The sequence below is a fragment of the Sphingomicrobium lutaoense genome (assembly GCF_014195685.1).
Lineage (GTDB): Bacteria > Pseudomonadota > Alphaproteobacteria > Sphingomonadales > Sphingomonadaceae > Sphingomicrobium > Sphingomicrobium lutaoense.
Genome location: NZ_JACICF010000001.1, coordinates 126,703 through 142,085, shown reverse-complemented (window position 1 = coordinate 142,085; position 15,383 = coordinate 126,703). Strand labels below are relative to the sequence as shown.

General features: G+C 64.6%; 19 protein-coding genes. 10 read left to right on the top strand and 9 right to left on the bottom strand.

All coding sequences use genetic code 11. From position 1 onward, the window contains the following. Positions 1-253: 253 nt before the first annotated feature. Positions 254-1,372 (top strand): phosphoserine transaminase, encoded by a 1,119-nt coding sequence (locus tag FHS50_RS00710; protein WP_183932441.1) that lies wholly within the window; start codon positions 254-256, stop codon positions 1,370-1,372. Further along, entirely contained in the window at positions 1,339-2,943 is a 1,605-nt protein-coding gene (serA, locus tag FHS50_RS00705; RefSeq protein WP_183932440.1) for a phosphoglycerate dehydrogenase, read from the top strand. The genes FHS50_RS00710 and serA overlap by 34 nt, the downstream gene beginning before the upstream one ends. Positions 2,944-2,949: 6 nt before the next feature. Here serA and FHS50_RS00700 read toward each other — a convergent pair whose 3' ends face one another. Continuing rightward, positions 2,950-3,759: an aldo/keto reductase gene (locus FHS50_RS00700; RefSeq protein WP_183932439.1), complete on the bottom strand. Its 810-nt coding sequence runs from the start codon at positions 3,757-3,759 to the stop codon at positions 2,950-2,952. An 89-nt stretch (positions 3,760-3,848) separates the two neighbouring features. Here FHS50_RS00700 and FHS50_RS00695 point away from each other — a divergent pair, with 89 nt between their 5' ends. Further along, positions 3,849-5,138 (top strand): adenylosuccinate synthase, encoded by a 1,290-nt coding sequence (locus FHS50_RS00695; RefSeq protein ID WP_183932438.1) that lies wholly within the window; start codon positions 3,849-3,851, stop codon positions 5,136-5,138. Beyond that, positions 5,135-5,863: a class I SAM-dependent methyltransferase gene (locus FHS50_RS00690; RefSeq protein ID WP_183932437.1), complete on the top strand. Its 729-nt coding sequence runs from the start codon at positions 5,135-5,137 to the stop codon at positions 5,861-5,863. The genes FHS50_RS00695 and FHS50_RS00690 overlap by 4 nt, the downstream gene beginning before the upstream one ends. Here FHS50_RS00690 and FHS50_RS00685 read toward each other — a convergent pair. Genes FHS50_RS00685 through FHS50_RS00665 form a run of 5 tightly spaced genes read right to left on the bottom strand, consistent with a single transcriptional unit; the run spans position 5,860 to position 9,494 of the window. Continuing rightward, positions 5,860-6,225, bottom strand: coding sequence for a YkvA family protein (locus FHS50_RS00685; protein ID WP_322597105.1), 366 nt, complete (start codon positions 6,223-6,225; stop codon positions 5,860-5,862). The genes FHS50_RS00690 and FHS50_RS00685 overlap by 4 nt on opposite strands. Then, positions 6,222-6,749, bottom strand: a complete 528-nt coding sequence (locus tag FHS50_RS00680; protein WP_183932436.1) for a GNAT family N-acetyltransferase — start codon at positions 6,747-6,749, stop codon at positions 6,222-6,224. Before FHS50_RS00680 ends, FHS50_RS00685 begins: the two co-directional genes overlap by 4 nt. Beyond that, entirely contained in the window at positions 6,724-7,527 is an 804-nt protein-coding gene (gene fabI / locus FHS50_RS00675; protein ID WP_183932435.1) for an enoyl-ACP reductase FabI, read from the bottom strand. The genes FHS50_RS00680 and fabI overlap by 26 nt, the downstream gene beginning before the upstream one ends. A gap of 12 nt (positions 7,528-7,539) precedes the next feature. Next, the gene (locus FHS50_RS00670) at positions 7,540-8,547 is read right to left on the bottom strand and encodes a YihY/virulence factor BrkB family protein (RefSeq protein WP_183932434.1); all 1,008 of its coding nucleotides are present in this window, start codon (positions 8,545-8,547) and stop codon (positions 7,540-7,542) included. Then, entirely contained in the window at positions 8,547-9,494 is a 948-nt protein-coding gene (locus tag FHS50_RS00665) for a DnaJ C-terminal domain-containing protein (RefSeq protein ID WP_183932433.1), read from the bottom strand. The genes FHS50_RS00670 and FHS50_RS00665 overlap by 1 nt, the downstream gene beginning before the upstream one ends. A gap of 92 nt (positions 9,495-9,586) precedes the next feature. On the opposite strand from FHS50_RS00665, the gene pdxH reads away from it, so the two are divergent. The 3 genes from pdxH to FHS50_RS00650 are packed head-to-tail and all read left to right on the top strand — an operon-like array spanning position 9,587 to position 11,876. Continuing rightward, on the top strand, positions 9,587-10,162 hold the full coding sequence (gene pdxH, locus FHS50_RS00660; protein WP_183932432.1) for a pyridoxamine 5'-phosphate oxidase: 576 nt from the start codon (positions 9,587-9,589) through the stop codon (positions 10,160-10,162). Beyond that, complete coding sequence (locus FHS50_RS00655; protein WP_183932431.1) at positions 10,159-11,091, top strand: cation diffusion facilitator family transporter; 933 nt, start codon at positions 10,159-10,161, stop codon at positions 11,089-11,091. Before pdxH ends, FHS50_RS00655 begins: the two co-directional genes overlap by 4 nt. Beyond that, positions 11,088-11,876, top strand: coding sequence for a PhzF family phenazine biosynthesis protein (locus tag FHS50_RS00650; RefSeq protein ID WP_183932430.1), 789 nt, complete (start codon positions 11,088-11,090; stop codon positions 11,874-11,876). Before FHS50_RS00655 ends, FHS50_RS00650 begins: the two co-directional genes overlap by 4 nt. A gap of 14 nt (positions 11,877-11,890) precedes the next feature. On the opposite strand, the gene mnmA is transcribed toward FHS50_RS00650, so the two are convergent. Beyond that, entirely contained in the window at positions 11,891-12,997 is a 1,107-nt protein-coding gene (mnmA, locus tag FHS50_RS00645) for a tRNA 2-thiouridine(34) synthase MnmA (RefSeq protein WP_183932429.1), read from the bottom strand. Positions 12,998-13,077: 80 nt separating this feature from the next. On the opposite strand from mnmA, the gene FHS50_RS00640 reads away from it, so the two are divergent. From FHS50_RS00640 to FHS50_RS00630, 3 genes are all read left to right on the top strand, one after another. Next, positions 13,078-13,287 carry a hypothetical protein gene (locus FHS50_RS00640; RefSeq protein ID WP_183932428.1) on the top strand — a complete coding sequence of 70 codons (210 nt, stop codon included), beginning with the start codon at positions 13,078-13,080 and terminating at the stop codon, positions 13,285-13,287. Positions 13,288-13,380: 93 nt separating this feature from the next. Further along, on the top strand, positions 13,381-13,680 hold the full coding sequence (gene sciP, locus FHS50_RS00635) for a CtrA inhibitor SciP (RefSeq protein WP_183932427.1): 300 nt from the start codon (positions 13,381-13,383) through the stop codon (positions 13,678-13,680). 184 nt (positions 13,681-13,864) lie between these two features. Continuing rightward, positions 13,865-14,119: a GlsB/YeaQ/YmgE family stress response membrane protein gene (locus FHS50_RS00630; protein ID WP_183932426.1), complete on the top strand. Its 255-nt coding sequence runs from the start codon at positions 13,865-13,867 to the stop codon at positions 14,117-14,119. A gap of 64 nt (positions 14,120-14,183) precedes the next feature. Here the strand turns inward: FHS50_RS00630 and FHS50_RS00625 are convergent, their stop codons facing one another. Further along, complete coding sequence (locus FHS50_RS00625) at positions 14,184-14,915, bottom strand: SIMPL domain-containing protein (RefSeq protein ID WP_221184811.1); 732 nt, start codon at positions 14,913-14,915, stop codon at positions 14,184-14,186. Positions 14,916-14,982: 67 nt separating this feature from the next. After that, the gene (locus FHS50_RS00620) at positions 14,983-15,243 is read right to left on the bottom strand and encodes a GlsB/YeaQ/YmgE family stress response membrane protein (RefSeq protein WP_183932424.1); all 261 of its coding nucleotides are present in this window, start codon (positions 15,241-15,243) and stop codon (positions 14,983-14,985) included. Between the last annotated feature and the right edge of the window lie 140 nt (positions 15,244-15,383).

Below are 15,383 nucleotides of genomic sequence, written 5' to 3'. Positions count from 1 at the left end.
TGCCCGAAAGGTTAAGGAATTCAACTGATCGTTCCACCATTAGGGACGAACTGCGGCGACGAAGCGATGAAATGCAGGATTTTCTTGATTCAGGTTAAGCGTTTAACGTTTAGTAAATGAATAATCGCGGAAAGGCGCGAATTTTTCACGGGCCCGAGGCATCGATTCAGTCTGTCATGCGTCCCCTAGCTGACGTAGAAGATCCTTGGGCCACGCCGCCCCAACGCGGCGCGCCTCTCGATGAGGGGACATTATGACGAAACCACCTGCCGTGCGTCCTGCACGACCCTATTTTTCATCCGGCCCTTGCGCCAAGCCGCCGGGCTGGGAAGCTTCCAGACTGGACACCGCAAGCCTCGGCCGGTCCCACCGCTCGAAGATCGGCAAGGCGCGCCTCCAGCGCTGCATCGACCTGATGCGCGAAACGCTCGAACTTCCCGACACCCATCGCCTCGGCATCGTTCCGGGCTCGGACACCGGCGCCTTCGAAATGGCGATGTGGACGATGCTCGGCGCCCGCCCCGTCACCGCGCTCGCATGGGAAAGCTTCGGCAAGGGCTGGGTCAATGACGCGATCGAGCAACTGGGCCTCGACACCCATGTGATGGAAGCCCCCTATGGCGAGCTTCCCAATTTGAAAAAGGTCGGCTGGCACCACGATGTTCTTTTCACCTGGAATGGCACCACCAGCGGGGTTCGCGTGCCGAACGGCGACTGGATCCCGGGCCACCGCCAGGGCCTGAGCTTCGTCGACGCGACGAGCGCGGTGTTCGCGCACAAGCTTCCCTGGGACAAGATCGATGTCGCCACCTTTTCCTGGCAGAAAGTGCTGGGTGGAGAAGCCGCGCATGGCGTCCTGATCCTCGGTCCGCGTGCCGTCGAGCGCCTCGAAAGCCACACCCCCGACCGCCCCCTTCCCAAGCTCTTCCGCCTCACCAAGAAGGGCAAGCTCATGGAGGAGATTTTCGAAGGCTCGACCATCAACACTCCCTCGATGCTCTGCGTCGAGGATGCCATCCATTCGCTCGAATGGGCGCAGTCGATCGGCGGCCTCGATGGCATGATCGAGCGCTGCACCGCCAATGCCGAGGCGGTTGACCGTCTCGTCGAGGAGCGCGACTGGCTGCATCACCTGTGCCCCGACCCCGCGATCCGCTCGCGCACGGGGGTCTGCCTGACGCTCGAAGGCGCAGACCAGGAGCGGATCAAGCGCATGACCGCGCTGCTCGAGGAAGAAGAGGTCGCCTATGACATCGGCGGCTATCGCGACGCACCGCCGGGCCTCCGCATCTGGTGCGGAGCGACCGTCGAAACCGCCGATATCGAGGCCCTCGGGCCATGGCTCGACTATGCCTGGGAGAAAAGCGCGTGAAGATCCTCATTTCCGACAAGATGGATCCGCGCGCCGCCGAGATCTTCCGCGAACGCGGGCTCGAGGTCGATGAACTGCCGGGCATGAGCCCCGACGAACTGGCCCGGGTGATCGGCGAATATGACGGGCTGGCAGTGCGCTCCGCGACCAGGGTCACCCCCGCCCTCCTCGAACATGCCGACAATCTCAAGGTCATCGGACGCGCCGGGATCGGGGTGGACAATATCGACATCGCCGCCGCCTCGCAGCACGGCATCGTGGTGATGAACACGCCCTTCGGCAATTCGATTACCACCGCCGAGCATGCCATTGCGATGATGTTCGCGCTGGCCCGTCAGCTTCCCGCCGCCGACGCCTCGACGCAGGCCGGCAAATGGGAAAAGTCGAAATTCATGGGGGTAGAGCTAACCGGCAAGACGCTCGGACTCATCGGAGCGGGCAACATCGGCTCGATCGTCGCTAGCCGCGCTCTGGGCCTGAAGATGAAGGTGATCGCCTACGACCCCTTCCTCACTCCCGAACGCGCGCTCGAACTTGGCGTCGAGAAAGTCGATCTCGACAGCCTGCTCGCGCGTGCCGACTTCATCACCCTGCACACTCCGCTCACCGACCAGACCCGTGGCATTCTCGATGCAGATGCGCTCGCCAAGGCCAAGACGGGCGTGCGGATCATCAATTGCGCGCGCGGCGGCCTGATCGACGAAGCGGCCCTGAAAGAGGCGCTCGACAGCGGAAAGGTCGCGGGCGCGGCGCTTGACGTGTTCGAGAATGAACCCGCGCATGAAAGCCCGTTGTTCGGGACGCCGGGTTTCATTTCGACACCGCATCTCGGGGCTTCGACCACCGAGGCGCAGGTCAATGTCGCGATCCAGGTCGCCGAACAGATGAGCGATTTCCTTCTGTCGGGCGCGGTTACCAATGCGATCAACATGCCTTCGCTCACCGCCGAGGAAGCGCCGCGCGTGAAGCCCTATATGGGGCTTGCCGAAAGTCTCGGTAAACTGGTCGGCCAGACCCTGGGCGAACAGATCGAATCGATCGCGGTCGAGGTCGAAGGCGATGCCGCCGAACTCAATATCAAACCGATTACCGGCGCGGTGCTCGCGGGCCTCATGGGCAGCTATTCGGACAGCGTGAACATGGTCAACGCTCCCTTGCTCGCCAAGGATCGCGGGCTCGACGTGTCCGAGGTGCGCCACAGCCATGAAGGCGACTATCACACGCTCGTGCGCGTCACCGCACGCACTCCCGATGGCCCGCGCAGTGTCGCGGGTACCCTGTTCGGGCATAACAATCCGCGCCTCGTCCATATCTTCGGCGTGGGGATCGAGGCCGAGCTGACCGGCCCGATGCTCTATATCGTCAACACCGACGCACCGGGCTTCATCGGGGCGCTGGGCACGACTCTCGGCAAGGCCGACATCAATATCGCGACCTTCAACCTCGGACGGCGCAAGGTGGGCGGCGCGGCGGTGGCGCTGATCGCGATCGACAGCCCCGCGAGCCGCGAAACGATCCGCCGGCTGTGCGAGCTCGAAGGCGTACGCGAAGTCGTCGCCCTGCGATTCTAGACCGCTTCAGCAGAAATTGGCGGGATGCGGCCCGACGCGGCCGTCCTCGCTGTCGAGCGCGTCGAGCCGCGCCATCTGCCCCGCGTCGAGCGTGAAGGACAGGCAGGAGAAATTTTCCTCCATATGCGCTTGGCTCGACGCCTTCGGGATGGGCGCGAGGCCCTTCTGGACGTGCCAGCGCAGAAGCACCGCGGCGGGCGACTGGTCGGCCTCCCGCGCGATGGCCTGGACCGTCTCCTCCTCCAGTCCGCCGCCCTGTCCGAGCGGTGACCAGCTTTGCGTCACGATGCAATATCGCTCGTGTAGCGCGCGCAACTCGCGCTGCTGGAAACGGGGATGGCACTCGACCTGGTTGACTGCGGGGACCACGCCGGTTTCGCGCACCAGTTCCTCGATCTGCTCGGGCATGAAGTTGGATACCCCGATCGACCTGGCCAGCCCTTCGTCGCGCAGCGCGATGAGCGCCTGCCACGTCTCGAGATATCGGCGCTTGTCGGGACAGGGCCAATGAATGAGCAACAGGTCGACATGGCTCCGGCCCAATCGCTCGAGGCTGGCCTCCAGGGCACGCGGCGCTTCGCGGCGGCCTTGGTCGTCATTCCATACCTTGGTGGTCAGCCAGACGCCTTCGGTCATCCCTTCGCCGACGCCTTGCTCGTTGCGATAGATCGAAGCCGTGTCGACCAGCCGATAGCCCACTTCGATTGCCGTGCGGACCGCATTCGCAGCCTCGCGATTGTCGATCTTGTAGGTGCCGAAACCCAGTTGCGGCATCGTGCGGCCATCGTTGAGCTCGATCATTGGCTGGTCGGTCATTCTTCTCTCCTGTTGGCCATGGAAGTGCTGGACGAAGGCCATGGTTCCGCCTAGGCGCGGGACGGACCACATCCGGGAGCTTGGCAACCATGGGAAATGTCACCGTTATCGGCGCGCAATGGGGCGACGAGGGCAAGGGCAAGATCGTCGACTGGCTAGCGAACCGGGCCGATCTGGTCGTCCGTTTCCAGGGCGGCCACAATGCCGGCCATACACTCGTCGTCGGTGACAAGGTCTACAAGCTCTCGCTGCTGCCCTCGGGCATCGTCACCGGTACGCCCAGCGTCATCGGCAACGGCGTGGTGCTCGATCCCTGGGCGCTCAAGGCCGAAGTCGAGAAATTGCGCGGGCAGGGCGTGGACATCACACCCGAGCTTCTGTGGATCGCCGAGACCGCGCCGCTCATCCTTCCCATTCACCGCGATCTCGACGCGCTGCGCGAAGATGCCTCGGGCAAGGGAAAGATCGGCACCACTCGCCGCGGCATCGGCCCCGCCTATGAGGACAAGGTCGGACGCCGTGCGATCCGCGTCTGCGACCTCGCGCATCTGGGCGAGCTCGAGGGTCAGATCGACCGTCTGTGCGCGCATCATGATCATCTGCGCGCGGGCTTCGGCAAGCCCAAGGTGGACCGCCAGCGCCTTCTCGACGATTTGCGCGAAATTGCCGATTTCGTATTGCCCTTCGCTCGGCCCGTGTGGCGCGACCTCGACACCGCGCGCCGGCGCGGCCGGCGCATCCTTTTCGAAGGCGCGCAGGGCGTCCTCCTCGACGTCGACCATGGCACCTATCCCTTCGTCACTTCGTCCAACACCGTCGCCGGGACCACCGGCGCAGGAAGCGGAATGGGGCCGGGCGCGGCAGGCTTCGTGCTGGGGATCGTCAAGGCCTATACGACGCGCGTCGGCGCCGGCCCCTTCCCCACCGAACAGGACAATGAGGTCGGCCAGCGGCTCGGGACGCGCGGCCATGAATTCGGCACCGTGACCGGACGCCAGCGCCGCTGCGGCTGGTTCGATGCCGTGCTGGTGCGCCAATCGGTCGCGGTCTCGGGCGTCACCGGCATCGCGCTCACCAAGATCGACGTTCTCGACGGGATGGAAACGGTCAAGATCTGCGTCGGCTATCGTATCGGCGACATGGAATATGATTATCTCCCGCCCAATCTGCGCGACCAGGAGCGGGTCGAACCGATTTACGAGGAAATGGCGGGTTGGGAAGGCACCACCGCCGGAGCGCGCAGCTGGGCCGAGCTTCCGGCGCGCGCGATCAAATATGTGCGCCGTATCGAGGAATTGATCCGCTGCCCGGTGGCGCTCGTTTCCACGAGCCCCCAGCGCGACGACACGATCCTGGTCTCCGACCCCTTCACCTCATGACTTCTCGCGAGCCGACCGGATTCCTCCCCAAGGATGTCGATGCGCGCGTCGGCTGGAAGGACCGGGCGATGGTTGCCCTGTTCGCGCCTTTCACCGCGCCCTTTCTCCTGAAATCGCTACGCGGCGGCTCGAAATCGGAAAAGCGTCGCCTGCTCGAACGGCTCGATCTGCCCCACGATGCCCTGCCCCACCTCGGTTCGTGGAAAGCCGATACGGGTCTCCTGCACATGATCGTCGACACCATCTTCGAAAAGAAGCCAGGGAGAGTGATCGAGTTCGGCTGCGGGGCCTCTTCGCTGGTCATGTCGCGGGCGCTTCAGATAGCCGGCGGCGGCACACTCACCAGCTTCGACCAGCATGTGACTTTCGTCGAAAAGACCGGCCAATGGCTGCGCCAGCACGGGCTGGAAGCCGATATCCGCCATGCTCCGCTGCGTCCCGCGCCGGGCGGCTGGCCCGGGCTATTTTACGATACCGGGCCGATCGAGAATATCGACCTGATGGTGATCGACGGACCGCATTGGACCCTGCACCCGATGACGCGCGGAGCAGCCGAAACGCATTTCGCTCAGCTCAACCCGGGCGCGACGATCCTTCTCGACGATGCCAACCGGCCTGGCGAACGGATGATCGCCCGCCGCTGGCGCGCTCGACATCCCGAAATCGACTTCACCCTTTGGAAGGGCGGCGAAAAGGGAACGCTGATCGGGACGCGCAAGCCCTAGGCAAGCAGGCGCCACGCCGCGAAGGCCGCGCCTGCCCAGATCGTCACGATGATCGCAAGGCCGACCATGCTGGCAGGCGCCCTCGCCTGCTGCTCTGCCTTGGCGCGCAGGTCGGCGACCAGTTCATCGGGGATGAGAAGCAGCGCCAGCCAGATCCCCGCCGGAACCAGCAACAGGTCGTCGAGCAATCCGAAGATCGGAATGAAGTCGGGGATGAGGTCGATGGGGCTGAGCGCATAGGCAGCCGTCAGGCCCGCGATCAACTTGGCGAACAAGGGCGTGCGCGGATCGCGCGCGGCCAGCCAGGCGATGAGGACGCCGTGCCGCATCGCCTTCGCCCAGCGGGCAAGGCGCGTCTTCACTGCTCGAACATGGCGAAAGCGGGCGCATGGACCGCCGTGCCGGAGTGCGCGTCGGCCAGCCGTTCGTCGATCGCCAGCGCCTGCCAATAAGGGCCGCCGTAAGGACTTTCGAAGGCCTGGGCTGCGCGGCATGAAAATCCGAACCGCGCATAATAGTCGGGCTCGCCAAGCAGGAAGAGGATCTCGACCTCGAGCTGGCGCGCCGCCATGATCGCTGCCTTCATCAGCCGCTCGCCCACGCCCCGACGCTGCCGATCGGGCAGCACCGCCAGCGGGCCGACCGCCATCGCCGTCACCGGCCTGCCGTCGGCGCTCGCCTGCATGCGGCTGAGAAGGACATGACCGACCACCGCTCCGTCCTGCTCGGCCACAAGCGACACCGCCGCATCTCCGGCGTCTTCAAGCTTCTCGACCAGCCGCGCCTCGTCAGGCGCCTCGAAGGCGGCTCGCAGGACATGGTCGATCGCTTCGCGATCCTCCGCCCGCGCCAGCCGGACCTCAGTCGAGGGCGATATCGGGGGCATCCTCGGCCTTCATGCCGACGACATGGTAGCCCGCATCGACATGATGCACTTCGCCCGTCACCCCGGCGGAAAGATCGGAGCAGAAATAAAGCCCCGCCCCGCCCACATCATCGATGGTGACATTGCGCCGCAGCGGCGAATTGAGCTCGTTCCACTTGAGGATGTAGCGGAAGTCGCCAATCCCCGAAGCCGCCAGCGTCTTGATCGGCCCCGCGCTGATGGCATTCACGCGAATCCCCTCGGGCCCGAGATCCGCCGCCAGATATCGCGTGCTCGTCTCCAGCGCCGCCTTGGCGACTCCCATGACATTGTAATGCGGAATGACCTTCTCGGCGCCATAGTAGGTCAGCGTGACGAGCGACCCGCCCGGCCCCATCATCTCGCGCGCCCGCCGCGCCACCGCGACGAAGCTGTAGGCCGAGACATTCATCGTCATCAGGAAGTTCTCGAGGCTGGTATCGACATATTTGCCGCGCAGCTCGTTCTTGTCCGAAAAGCCGATCGCATGCACCACGAAGTCGATCGTCTCCCACCGCTCCTTCAAGGTCTCGAACGCCCGGTCGAGATTGTCCATGTCCGACACGTCGCACTCGATGAGGAAGTCGCTTCCCAATTCCTCGGCGAGCGGGCGCACCCGCTTCTCCAGCGCATCGCCCATGTAGGAAAAGGCGAGTTCCGCCCCCTCGGCCGCCAGCTTCTTCGAAATCCCCCAGGCCAGCGACTTGTTGTTCGCCAACCCCATGATGAGCCCGCGTTTGCCCTTCATGATCCCCGTCATGCCAATCCCTTCTTACTCTTGGTCCTCTTCGTCCTCGCCCGGGTCCTCGACCTCGAGTTCGTCCGAATAGGGCCCCTCATATTTTTCGCCCTTTAGCGCGCTATCCCCCGCATCGGCCAGTGCCGCGTTGAGTTCGGCGCCGATCACCACGCCAAAGCCGATGATGTAGAAGAAGATGAGCGTGATCATCACGCCCGCAAGACTGCCATAGGTGCGCCCATATCCCCCGAACGCTCCGATCGCGTTGGGAAGCAGCTCGACCGTCAGTAGCCACCAGATGGTGATCAGCAGCACGCCGGGCCATTTGCGGCACCCGCGCTTGCGATAGCGCAGCGGCGTCAGCGCGAAGATGATCGCGTAGATCGTCCCGAACAGGGTGAGCGCGGGAATGATCCGCGCCAGCCCGAGCGCCGCCCCGATATTCTGCGAGATCGGCAGATAGACATTCACCAGGTGCTGGAGGCTCGACAGCGTCACCGCACTGGCAAAGGCGATCATCAACAGGAAGACCGACCCCACGATCAACCCGATCGAGGCGAGCCGATATTCCCAGAATGGTGCCGAATATTGCATGCCATAGGCGCGGCGAAGGATTTCGCGAATGGTCTCGATGAAGCTTGCGGCGGTCCACATCCCGATCAGCGCACCGAACCATAGAAGCGGGCCGGTGCGCCCCGACGACACCTCCAGCAAGGGCTCGGCCAGCACTTCGGCGACATTGGGCGGCAATTGGGAAAGGATGGTGAAGATCGCCGCTTCGCTGTCGCCGCCGCGGCCGATGAGGGTCGCTACCGCGGTCGCGAGGATGATGAAGGGAAAGAGCGCGAGAAGCGAGATGTAGGCGAGGTTCCCGGCATGGATGAAGCCGTCGTTATAGACGCCGATCGCAACGCGCTTGGCGACTTCGGCGGGACGGTCGCTGTCGCGCAGCTTGGCAATCGCTTCCCGGCCGAAGCGCGCGTGCAGGGCCGCGAGCCGCTTGCGCCTCGCCTCGGGGGATTGTGGCGAACGCCCGCTCATCAGACCCCGAGCTTGGCCCGCACATCCCCCGGCGCGTCCCAATTCTCGACGAATTTCTGGAGCGCCGGATCATCCTTGGGGACCTGCACCTCGAGGCGGACGAGCTGGTCGCCGCGCACCCCGTTCTTGGCGGTAAAGCCCTTTTCCTTGAGGCGCAGCGTGGTGCCCGAGGAGGATCCCTTGGGGATGGTCATGCGCACCGGGCCATCGACCGTCGGCACGCGCACCTTGGCACCTTCGACCGCTTCCTTGATCGTCACCGGCAGGTCGAGCCGGATATGATGCCCGTCCCGTTCGAAGAAGGGATGCTTGCGGACATGGATGGTGACGATCGCATCGCCCTTGCCTCCCGGGCCTTCCTGTCCCTGCCCGGCGAGACGGATCTTGGTCCCGTCCTCGACCCCGGCAGGCAGCTTCATGTCGATCGTCTTGCCGGCACCCAGCTTCACGCGCTGGGGTTCGCGGCGCGCTGCATCCTCGAAGGGAACGGTCAGGCGGAAGGCAAGGTCGGCACCCTTGGGCGGACGGCTGCGGAAGCCCCCGCGCCGCGCCGAAGCACCCCCGGCCGGACCGCCTCCGCCGAACAATCCTTCGAAGAGGTCGGATAGATCGGGGTCCATCCCGCCCGGATCGAACCCGCCGCCGGGCGGGCGCTGGCCGGCCCCGCCGGGGCGCGAACCGAAGGGGCTGCCGCCTCCCCCAAAGCCTGCGCCGAAGGGCGAGCGCGGATTGCCTTCCTCGTCGATCTCGCCGCGGTCGTATCGGGCGCGCTTGTCCTTGTCGGACAGGATGTCATAGGCCTGCGTGACCTTGCCGAAACGGTCCGCGGCCTTGGGATTGTCCTTGTTCCGGTCGGGATGAAGCTGCTTGGCCAGACTGCGATAGGCCTTCTTGATCTCGGCTTCGCTTGCCCCGCGTTTCAAACCCAATTGCTGATATAGGTCCATAAGACTCCTCTAACCCCACCCAATGCGTAAAGGCCAGAGGGGTTTCATGGCGACGCTTGCCTCGGCCCGCGCTGCCCGATAGGCCACACTCCATGGATCCACTGGCCTTATTCGACGAATGGTACGCCAAGGCGAAGGCGGGCGAGCCCAGCGACCCCGATGCCATGGCACTCGCCACCAGCGATGGAAATGGCCGCCCCTCGGTTCGGATGGTGCTCCTGAAAGCGCATGGCCCCGAAGGCTTCGTCTTCTACACCAATCTCTTGAGCCGCAAGGGCCTCGAACTCAGCGTCAATCCGCAGGCTGCGCTCTGCTTCCATTGGAAATCGCTCTATCGACAGGTCCGCATCGAGGGCCCGGTCCGGCCGGTTTCCGACGAGGAGGCCGATGCCTATTTCGCCAGCCGGGGCCGCGCCAAGCAACTCGCGGCCTCGGCATCGAAACAGAGCCGCCCGATGGCCGACCGCGCGGTCTTCGACGAAAGGATCGCGGCGCTCGACGAGGAATATGCGGGCCGCGACCTTCCCCGCCCACCGCATTGGAGCGGCTATGCGGTCAAGCCTCTGTCGATCGAATTCTGGGAAGGAACGCAGGACCGGATGCATCATCGCCAGCTCTTCACCCGCACGGACGAGGGCAGCTGGACACGGACCCTGCTTTACCCATGAACGAAGCGCTCCGCGACCCGCAGGAACATCTCGACATCCGTGCCCGCCTCACCGCCCGCGCAGCGATCGCGAGCATCACGGTCGCCATTTTCCTGATCGGTCTCAAGGCCTGGGCGAGCATCGAAACCGGCTCGATCGCGATGCTCGGCAGCCTCGCCGACACCGCACTCGACCTCATCGCCAGCCTGATCACCTTTTTCGGCGTGCGCTACGCCGCCATGCCCGCCGACGAGGAACATCGCTTCGGCCATGGCAAGGCCGAAGCGCTTGCCGCCCTTTTCCAAGTCGTCCTCATCTCGGTCAGCGCGATCGGGATCGCCTGGCGCGCCATCGACCGGCTCGGTAGCGGCACGCGGACCGAGGGGCTCGAGCTGGGCGTGGGCGTGTCGGTGCTGGCGATCGCGGCGACGCTGGGCCTGCTCCTTTACCAGCGCAGCGTGATCCGGCGCACCGGATCGGTCGCGATCATGACCGACCATGTCCATTACCAGTCCGACCTGTTCCTCAACCTGTCGGTCATCGCCGCGCTCGTCCTTGACCAGTGGCTGGGGTTTGGCCTCGCCGATCCCATCTTCGGCATCGCGATCGCGCTGTGGCTGCTCTACGGCGGCTGGCGCGGCGCCAGCCATGCTATCGACCAGCTGATGGACCGGGAATGGGATGACGAAAAACGCGACCGCTTCCTCGAAATGGTGAAGGCGCATCCCGAGATGCAGGGTATCCACGAATTGAGGACCCGCACCTCGGGCGGCGTCGATTTCGCGCAATTCCACATCTGGCTCGATCCCAAGATGACGGTCGAGCAGGCCCATCGCGTGATGGACGAGATCGAGGCCGAGATCAGTGCCCAGTTTCCGGGCACCGAAGTGCTCATCCACCCCGATCCCAAGGGGCTGGAGGAGCCCGGACAGGATACGACCCCCGAATGAACATTCCCTTCACCCAGGTCGATGCCTTCACCGTCGACGACCGGCCGCTGACCGGCAATCCTGCCGCGGTCATGCTCCTCGACGACTGGCTCGAGGATGAGGTGCTGCAGGCCATCGCGGTCGAGAATAACCTGTCCGAAACCGCTTTCCTCCGCCCCTCCGACGGTCCCAGCGACTATGACCTGCGCTGGTTCACCCCGGGCTGCGAAGTCGACCTGTGCGGCCATGCAACCATCGCCTCGGGCCATGTGGTGATCGGCGATTCGGAGCGCGTCACCTTCGCCACCCGCTCGGGCCAATTGTCGGTCGAGCGGCGCGGGGATCGACTGCTTCTCGACCTGCCCGCCGCCCGCGCGACAAATCCCCACCGAATGCCCGACATCGTGACCGCACTCGGGGTCGAGCCCGCCGAAACGCTGCTGGCGACCAGCGCCGAGGACGCGCTCTTGATCGTCCTCGATGACGAAGCGCAGGTGCGCGCCTGCCGCCCCGATTTCGGACGGCTGCGCGAAGTGCCCCAACTGATTATCGTCACCGCGCCGGGGACAGGCTGCGATGTCGCCAGCCGGGTGTTCGCCCCGGGATTCGGGATCGACGAGGACCCCGTCACCGGCGCGGCCCATGCCGCGATGGCCCCCTATTGGGCGAAGAGGTTGGGATCCGACCGGTTCAGCGCCTTCCAGGCAAGCGCGCGGGGCGGGCAGCTCGATTGCCAGCTTTCGGGTGACCGGCTCGCTCTATCGGGCCGGTGCCGCACCGTGATCGAGGGCCGCTTCCTGCTCTAGCTCCCGCCCCGCCGTCAGGCGGGTTCGAGTTCGGCGGGCTGGGTCGCGGCGATCGTGCCGCCGCCCAACAGCCTTTCACCATCATAGAAGACCGCCGACTGGCCGGGCGCCACGCCATATTCGAGGCGGTCGAAGCGCAACTGCGTTCCGTCCCATGTGGCGGGAACCGGCGGAGCGAGGCTGCGCACCTTGGCGCTCAGCTGACGCTGGTCCTCGGCAAGCCAGTTGACTTCCTCGACCGTTGCCGCGCTGACTGCGAGCGCGCGGCGCGGGCCGACCACCACGCGGCGCGTGTCGGGTTCGATCCTGACGACGTAGAGCGGTTCGGCCTGTCCGCCGATTTCAAGCCCGCGGCGCTGCCCGATGGTGAAATGGACGACACCTTCGTGCCGGCCAAGCACTTCACCCGACAGGCTCACGATCTCGCCGGGCGCGGCGGTCGCGGGGCGCAGCTTCTTGACCAGCGAGGCATAGTCGCCGTCGGGGACGAAGCAGATGTCCTGGCTGTCGGGCTTGCCCGCGACTTCGAGGCCCTCGGCCTCGGCAAGGCGACGCACTTCGTCCTTGGGCAGGTCGCCCAGCGGGAAACGCAGGAATTCCAGCTGATCGGCAGTGGTGCCGTAGAGGAAATAGCTCTGGTCGCGGCGCGGGTCACGGCCCTTCCACATCTGGACCTTGCCATCCTGCCCTCGCACGCGGCGCACATAATGGCCGGTCGCCAGGCAGGTCGCCCCCAATTCGCGGGCAAAGCCGATGAGATCGACGAATTTCACGCCCTGGTTGCACTTGCTGCACGGGACGGGCGTGCGCCCCATCGCATATTCGTCGGCGAAGCGGTCGATCACCCCTTCGCGGAAACGGCTCTCGTAATCGAGGACATAATGGGCGATCCCCAGGCGGTCGCATACCATCTTGGCATCATAGATGTCCTGCCCCGCGCAGCACGAGCCGCTGCGCTGGATCGCTTCGCCATGGTCGTAAAGCTGCAGCGTAACGCCGATGACCTCGGCGCCGGTGCGCGCGGCAAGCGCCGCGACGACGCTCGAATCCACGCCGCCGGACATGGCAACGACAATACGCGCCGTCTCGGGCGCACCGGGAAGATCGAAGTTCGGGGACATGATGGGACGCGTCTTTACCGGAAATTCACCCTGTTCGCATAGAGTCAATTCCACGAGAGAACAGGGAAGGGGGATTCGCCTTGGCGCATCACCAGAAGGATTTCGAACCGGCAGCCGAAACCCATTTCGACATGGCCGAAGTCATCAGGGCGCTGGCAAGCGGAGAACGGGGGCCCGTGCAGGGCAGCCGCTGTGCCGCTCTGGCGCGCTTTCTTTCCGGAGAGGATCGCGGAGAGGCGCTGGGCGGCGCCTTTGCCGGGACAGGGTTAACGAAAGACAAGGATATTTAACTGCGACATTAACCCTCCCCCGTTGGAATTTGTTCAACGGGTGAAGGCTAAATGGGCTCATCGAACGCAGTGAAGATTTGATTGAGGATTGTGATGCTTGAGAACCAGGACATTCGCCCCGCACAAGTCGTCGGCCCCCTCGGGGAGCCGCTGACGCTGGAATCGCTTCCGCCGGCCACCACGACTCGCTGGGTCGTGCGCCGCAAGGCCGAGGTGGTGGCAGCGGTTGCCGGCGGCCTGATGACCGTCGACGAAGCGTGCGAACGCTATTCGCTCAGCCTCGAGGAGTTCACCTCCTGGCAGCGTGCGGTCGACCGTTCGGGCATGCCGGGCCTTCGCGTCACCCGCCTCAAGCATTACCGCGACCAATATGAGCGGCAGCAGCGCTACTAAGGCCCCTGCCCTCTCCAGCCAGATGACACCGGCCCCGCTTTCCTACTCCGGGAAAGCGGGGCCGGCTTCGTTTCGGGATCGCAACCTACTGGACTTTAGCCCAGCTATCCGGAACAATATCCGGGCATCACGCGCTTGATGCCCATACGTCGCACTGGGGGCGACGACTAAACAGGAGAACATCATGGGTTTCATCATTTATCTTGTTGTCGGCGGTCTGATCGGCTGGCTCGCCAGCATCATCATGAAGACCGATGCGCAGCAGGGCATCCTGCTCAATATCGTCGTTGGCATCGTCGGCGCCTTCCTCGCCGGCCTCGTCGTTTCCGGCGGTTCGATCGGTGATGGCATCACCATCCGCAGCATCCTCGTGTCGCTTGTCGGCGCCGTGGTGCTCCTGGGTATCGTCAACATGATCCGCCGCGGACGCGTTCGCTAAGGATCGGGCACAATCCAAAAAAAGAAGGCCGCATCCCAGCCCGGATGCGGCCTTTCTTTTTGCCTTATTGAAGCTCGAACAGCATTTGCAGCGTCATGTTGACCTGCTGTTCGCCGGGCAGGATCTGCGTCGATGCGGCCTGGTCCATGCTTTCCGCCCGCATCGCCATCGGCATGGGCGGCATGTTTCCGCCGCCGCCCTCGCTGACCATCACCAGCCGAGCACCGTTCTTGCCCAATGCGCGGGCGTATAGCTGGGCGCGCTCCTGACCTTTCTTCAGCGCATCGAGCCGCGCTTCATCGAGCGCGCCCGCACGGTCGTCGATTTCAAGGCTGGGCCCGTTGATCTGGTTGGCCCCCGCCGACACCAGCGCATCGAGGATCTTGCCGGTCGAAGCAATGTCGTGGAAGCGCACCGTGACCATGTTGCTGGCGCGATAGCCCGTCAGCCTCGGCGCCTCGCGCTCGCTATAATCATAATCGGCGGACAGGGAGACCGAGGAGGTGTGCATGTCGCGCTCCGCAACGCCTGCCGCCTTGAGCGCGTCGATCACCTTGGCCATGCGATTGCGGTTCGCCGAGATCGCCCCGTTCGCGGTCGCCGCACGGGTCTGCACGCCCGCGCTCACAATTGCGATATCGGGTACGCGAACGGCCTCGCCCGTAACGCTGAGTTCGAGCCGCGTGGTACCCGGCGCGGTCTGCACCACCGGACTGCCCTGCGCGGTGGCAGGCATTGTCCATAGCAGGGGAGCGAGCGCGCCTATGCCGGCGAGCACAAGGTTCAACTTACGCATGCGCATTTTCCTCTTCTTGCCTTCAACTTTCACGAACTTGCTCGGCACTAGCTGAGCGCGGGCTGAATCAGCGATTGCGGATGAACAGGCGATAGGCAAGCAGGATGACGAAGGAGCCGACGACCGCCGCTAGGAAGCCCGCCGCTTCGCCGGTTTCATACCAACCGATGAGATGGCCGACATAGCCGGCGAGGAAGGCACCCGCGATGCCCAGCAGGATGGTGATGACGCAGCCCCCCGGATCCTTGCCCGGCATCAACAGCTTGGCCAGTCCGCCCGCCAGCAGCCCGACGATGATCCACCCGAAAAAACCGTAACTTTCGACCATGGCTTCCCCCTTCATTCATGGCGCACCCAAGCGCACGACCAGACATAGTGAACGCGCCTTGGCGCTGACAAGTTGCGAGGCGGCCTTGCCCGCTGGCAGGGTCCCACAAGGCCGTTGGTCGAATAGCGATGGCGCTACCT

What these genes read in the sequence shown, in the direction of transcription:
- FHS50_RS00710 (WP_183932441.1), top strand. Translation starts at nt 254, where the DNA reads ATGACGAAACCACCTGCCGTGCGTCCTGCACGACCCTATTTTTCATCC.
- serA (WP_183932440.1), top strand. Translation starts at nt 1,339, where the DNA reads ATGGCTCGACTATGCCTGGGAGAAAAGCGCGTGAAGATCCTCATTTCC.
- FHS50_RS00700 (WP_183932439.1), bottom strand. Translation starts at nt 3,759, where the DNA reads ATGACCGACCAGCCAATGATCGAGCTCAACGATGGCCGCACGATGCCG.
- FHS50_RS00695 (WP_183932438.1), top strand. Translation starts at nt 3,849, where the DNA reads ATGGGAAATGTCACCGTTATCGGCGCGCAATGGGGCGACGAGGGCAAG.
- FHS50_RS00690 (WP_183932437.1), top strand. Translation starts at nt 5,135, where the DNA reads ATGACTTCTCGCGAGCCGACCGGATTCCTCCCCAAGGATGTCGATGCG.
- FHS50_RS00680 (WP_183932436.1), bottom strand. Translation starts at nt 6,749, where the DNA reads ATGCCCCCGATATCGCCCTCGACTGAGGTCCGGCTGGCGCGGGCGGAG.
- fabI (WP_183932435.1), bottom strand. Translation starts at nt 7,527, where the DNA reads ATGACGGGGATCATGAAGGGCAAACGCGGGCTCATCATGGGGTTGGCG.
- FHS50_RS00670 (WP_183932434.1), bottom strand. Translation starts at nt 8,547, where the DNA reads ATGAGCGGGCGTTCGCCACAATCCCCCGAGGCGAGGCGCAAGCGGCTC.
- FHS50_RS00665 (WP_183932433.1), bottom strand. Translation starts at nt 9,494, where the DNA reads ATGGACCTATATCAGCAATTGGGTTTGAAACGCGGGGCAAGCGAAGCC.
- pdxH (WP_183932432.1), top strand. Translation starts at nt 9,587, where the DNA reads ATGGATCCACTGGCCTTATTCGACGAATGGTACGCCAAGGCGAAGGCG.
- FHS50_RS00655 (WP_183932431.1), top strand. Translation starts at nt 10,159, where the DNA reads ATGAACGAAGCGCTCCGCGACCCGCAGGAACATCTCGACATCCGTGCC.
- FHS50_RS00650 (WP_183932430.1), top strand. Translation starts at nt 11,088, where the DNA reads ATGAACATTCCCTTCACCCAGGTCGATGCCTTCACCGTCGACGACCGG.
- mnmA (WP_183932429.1), bottom strand. Translation starts at nt 12,997, where the DNA reads ATGTCCCCGAACTTCGATCTTCCCGGTGCGCCCGAGACGGCGCGTATT.
- sciP (WP_183932427.1), top strand. Translation starts at nt 13,381, where the DNA reads ATGCTTGAGAACCAGGACATTCGCCCCGCACAAGTCGTCGGCCCCCTC.
- FHS50_RS00630 (WP_183932426.1), top strand. Translation starts at nt 13,865, where the DNA reads ATGGGTTTCATCATTTATCTTGTTGTCGGCGGTCTGATCGGCTGGCTC.
- FHS50_RS00625 (WP_221184811.1), bottom strand. Translation starts at nt 14,915, where the DNA reads ATGCGTAAGTTGAACCTTGTGCTCGCCGGCATAGGCGCGCTCGCTCCC.
- FHS50_RS00620 (WP_183932424.1), bottom strand. Translation starts at nt 15,243, where the DNA reads ATGGTCGAAAGTTACGGTTTTTTCGGGTGGATCATCGTCGGGCTGCTG.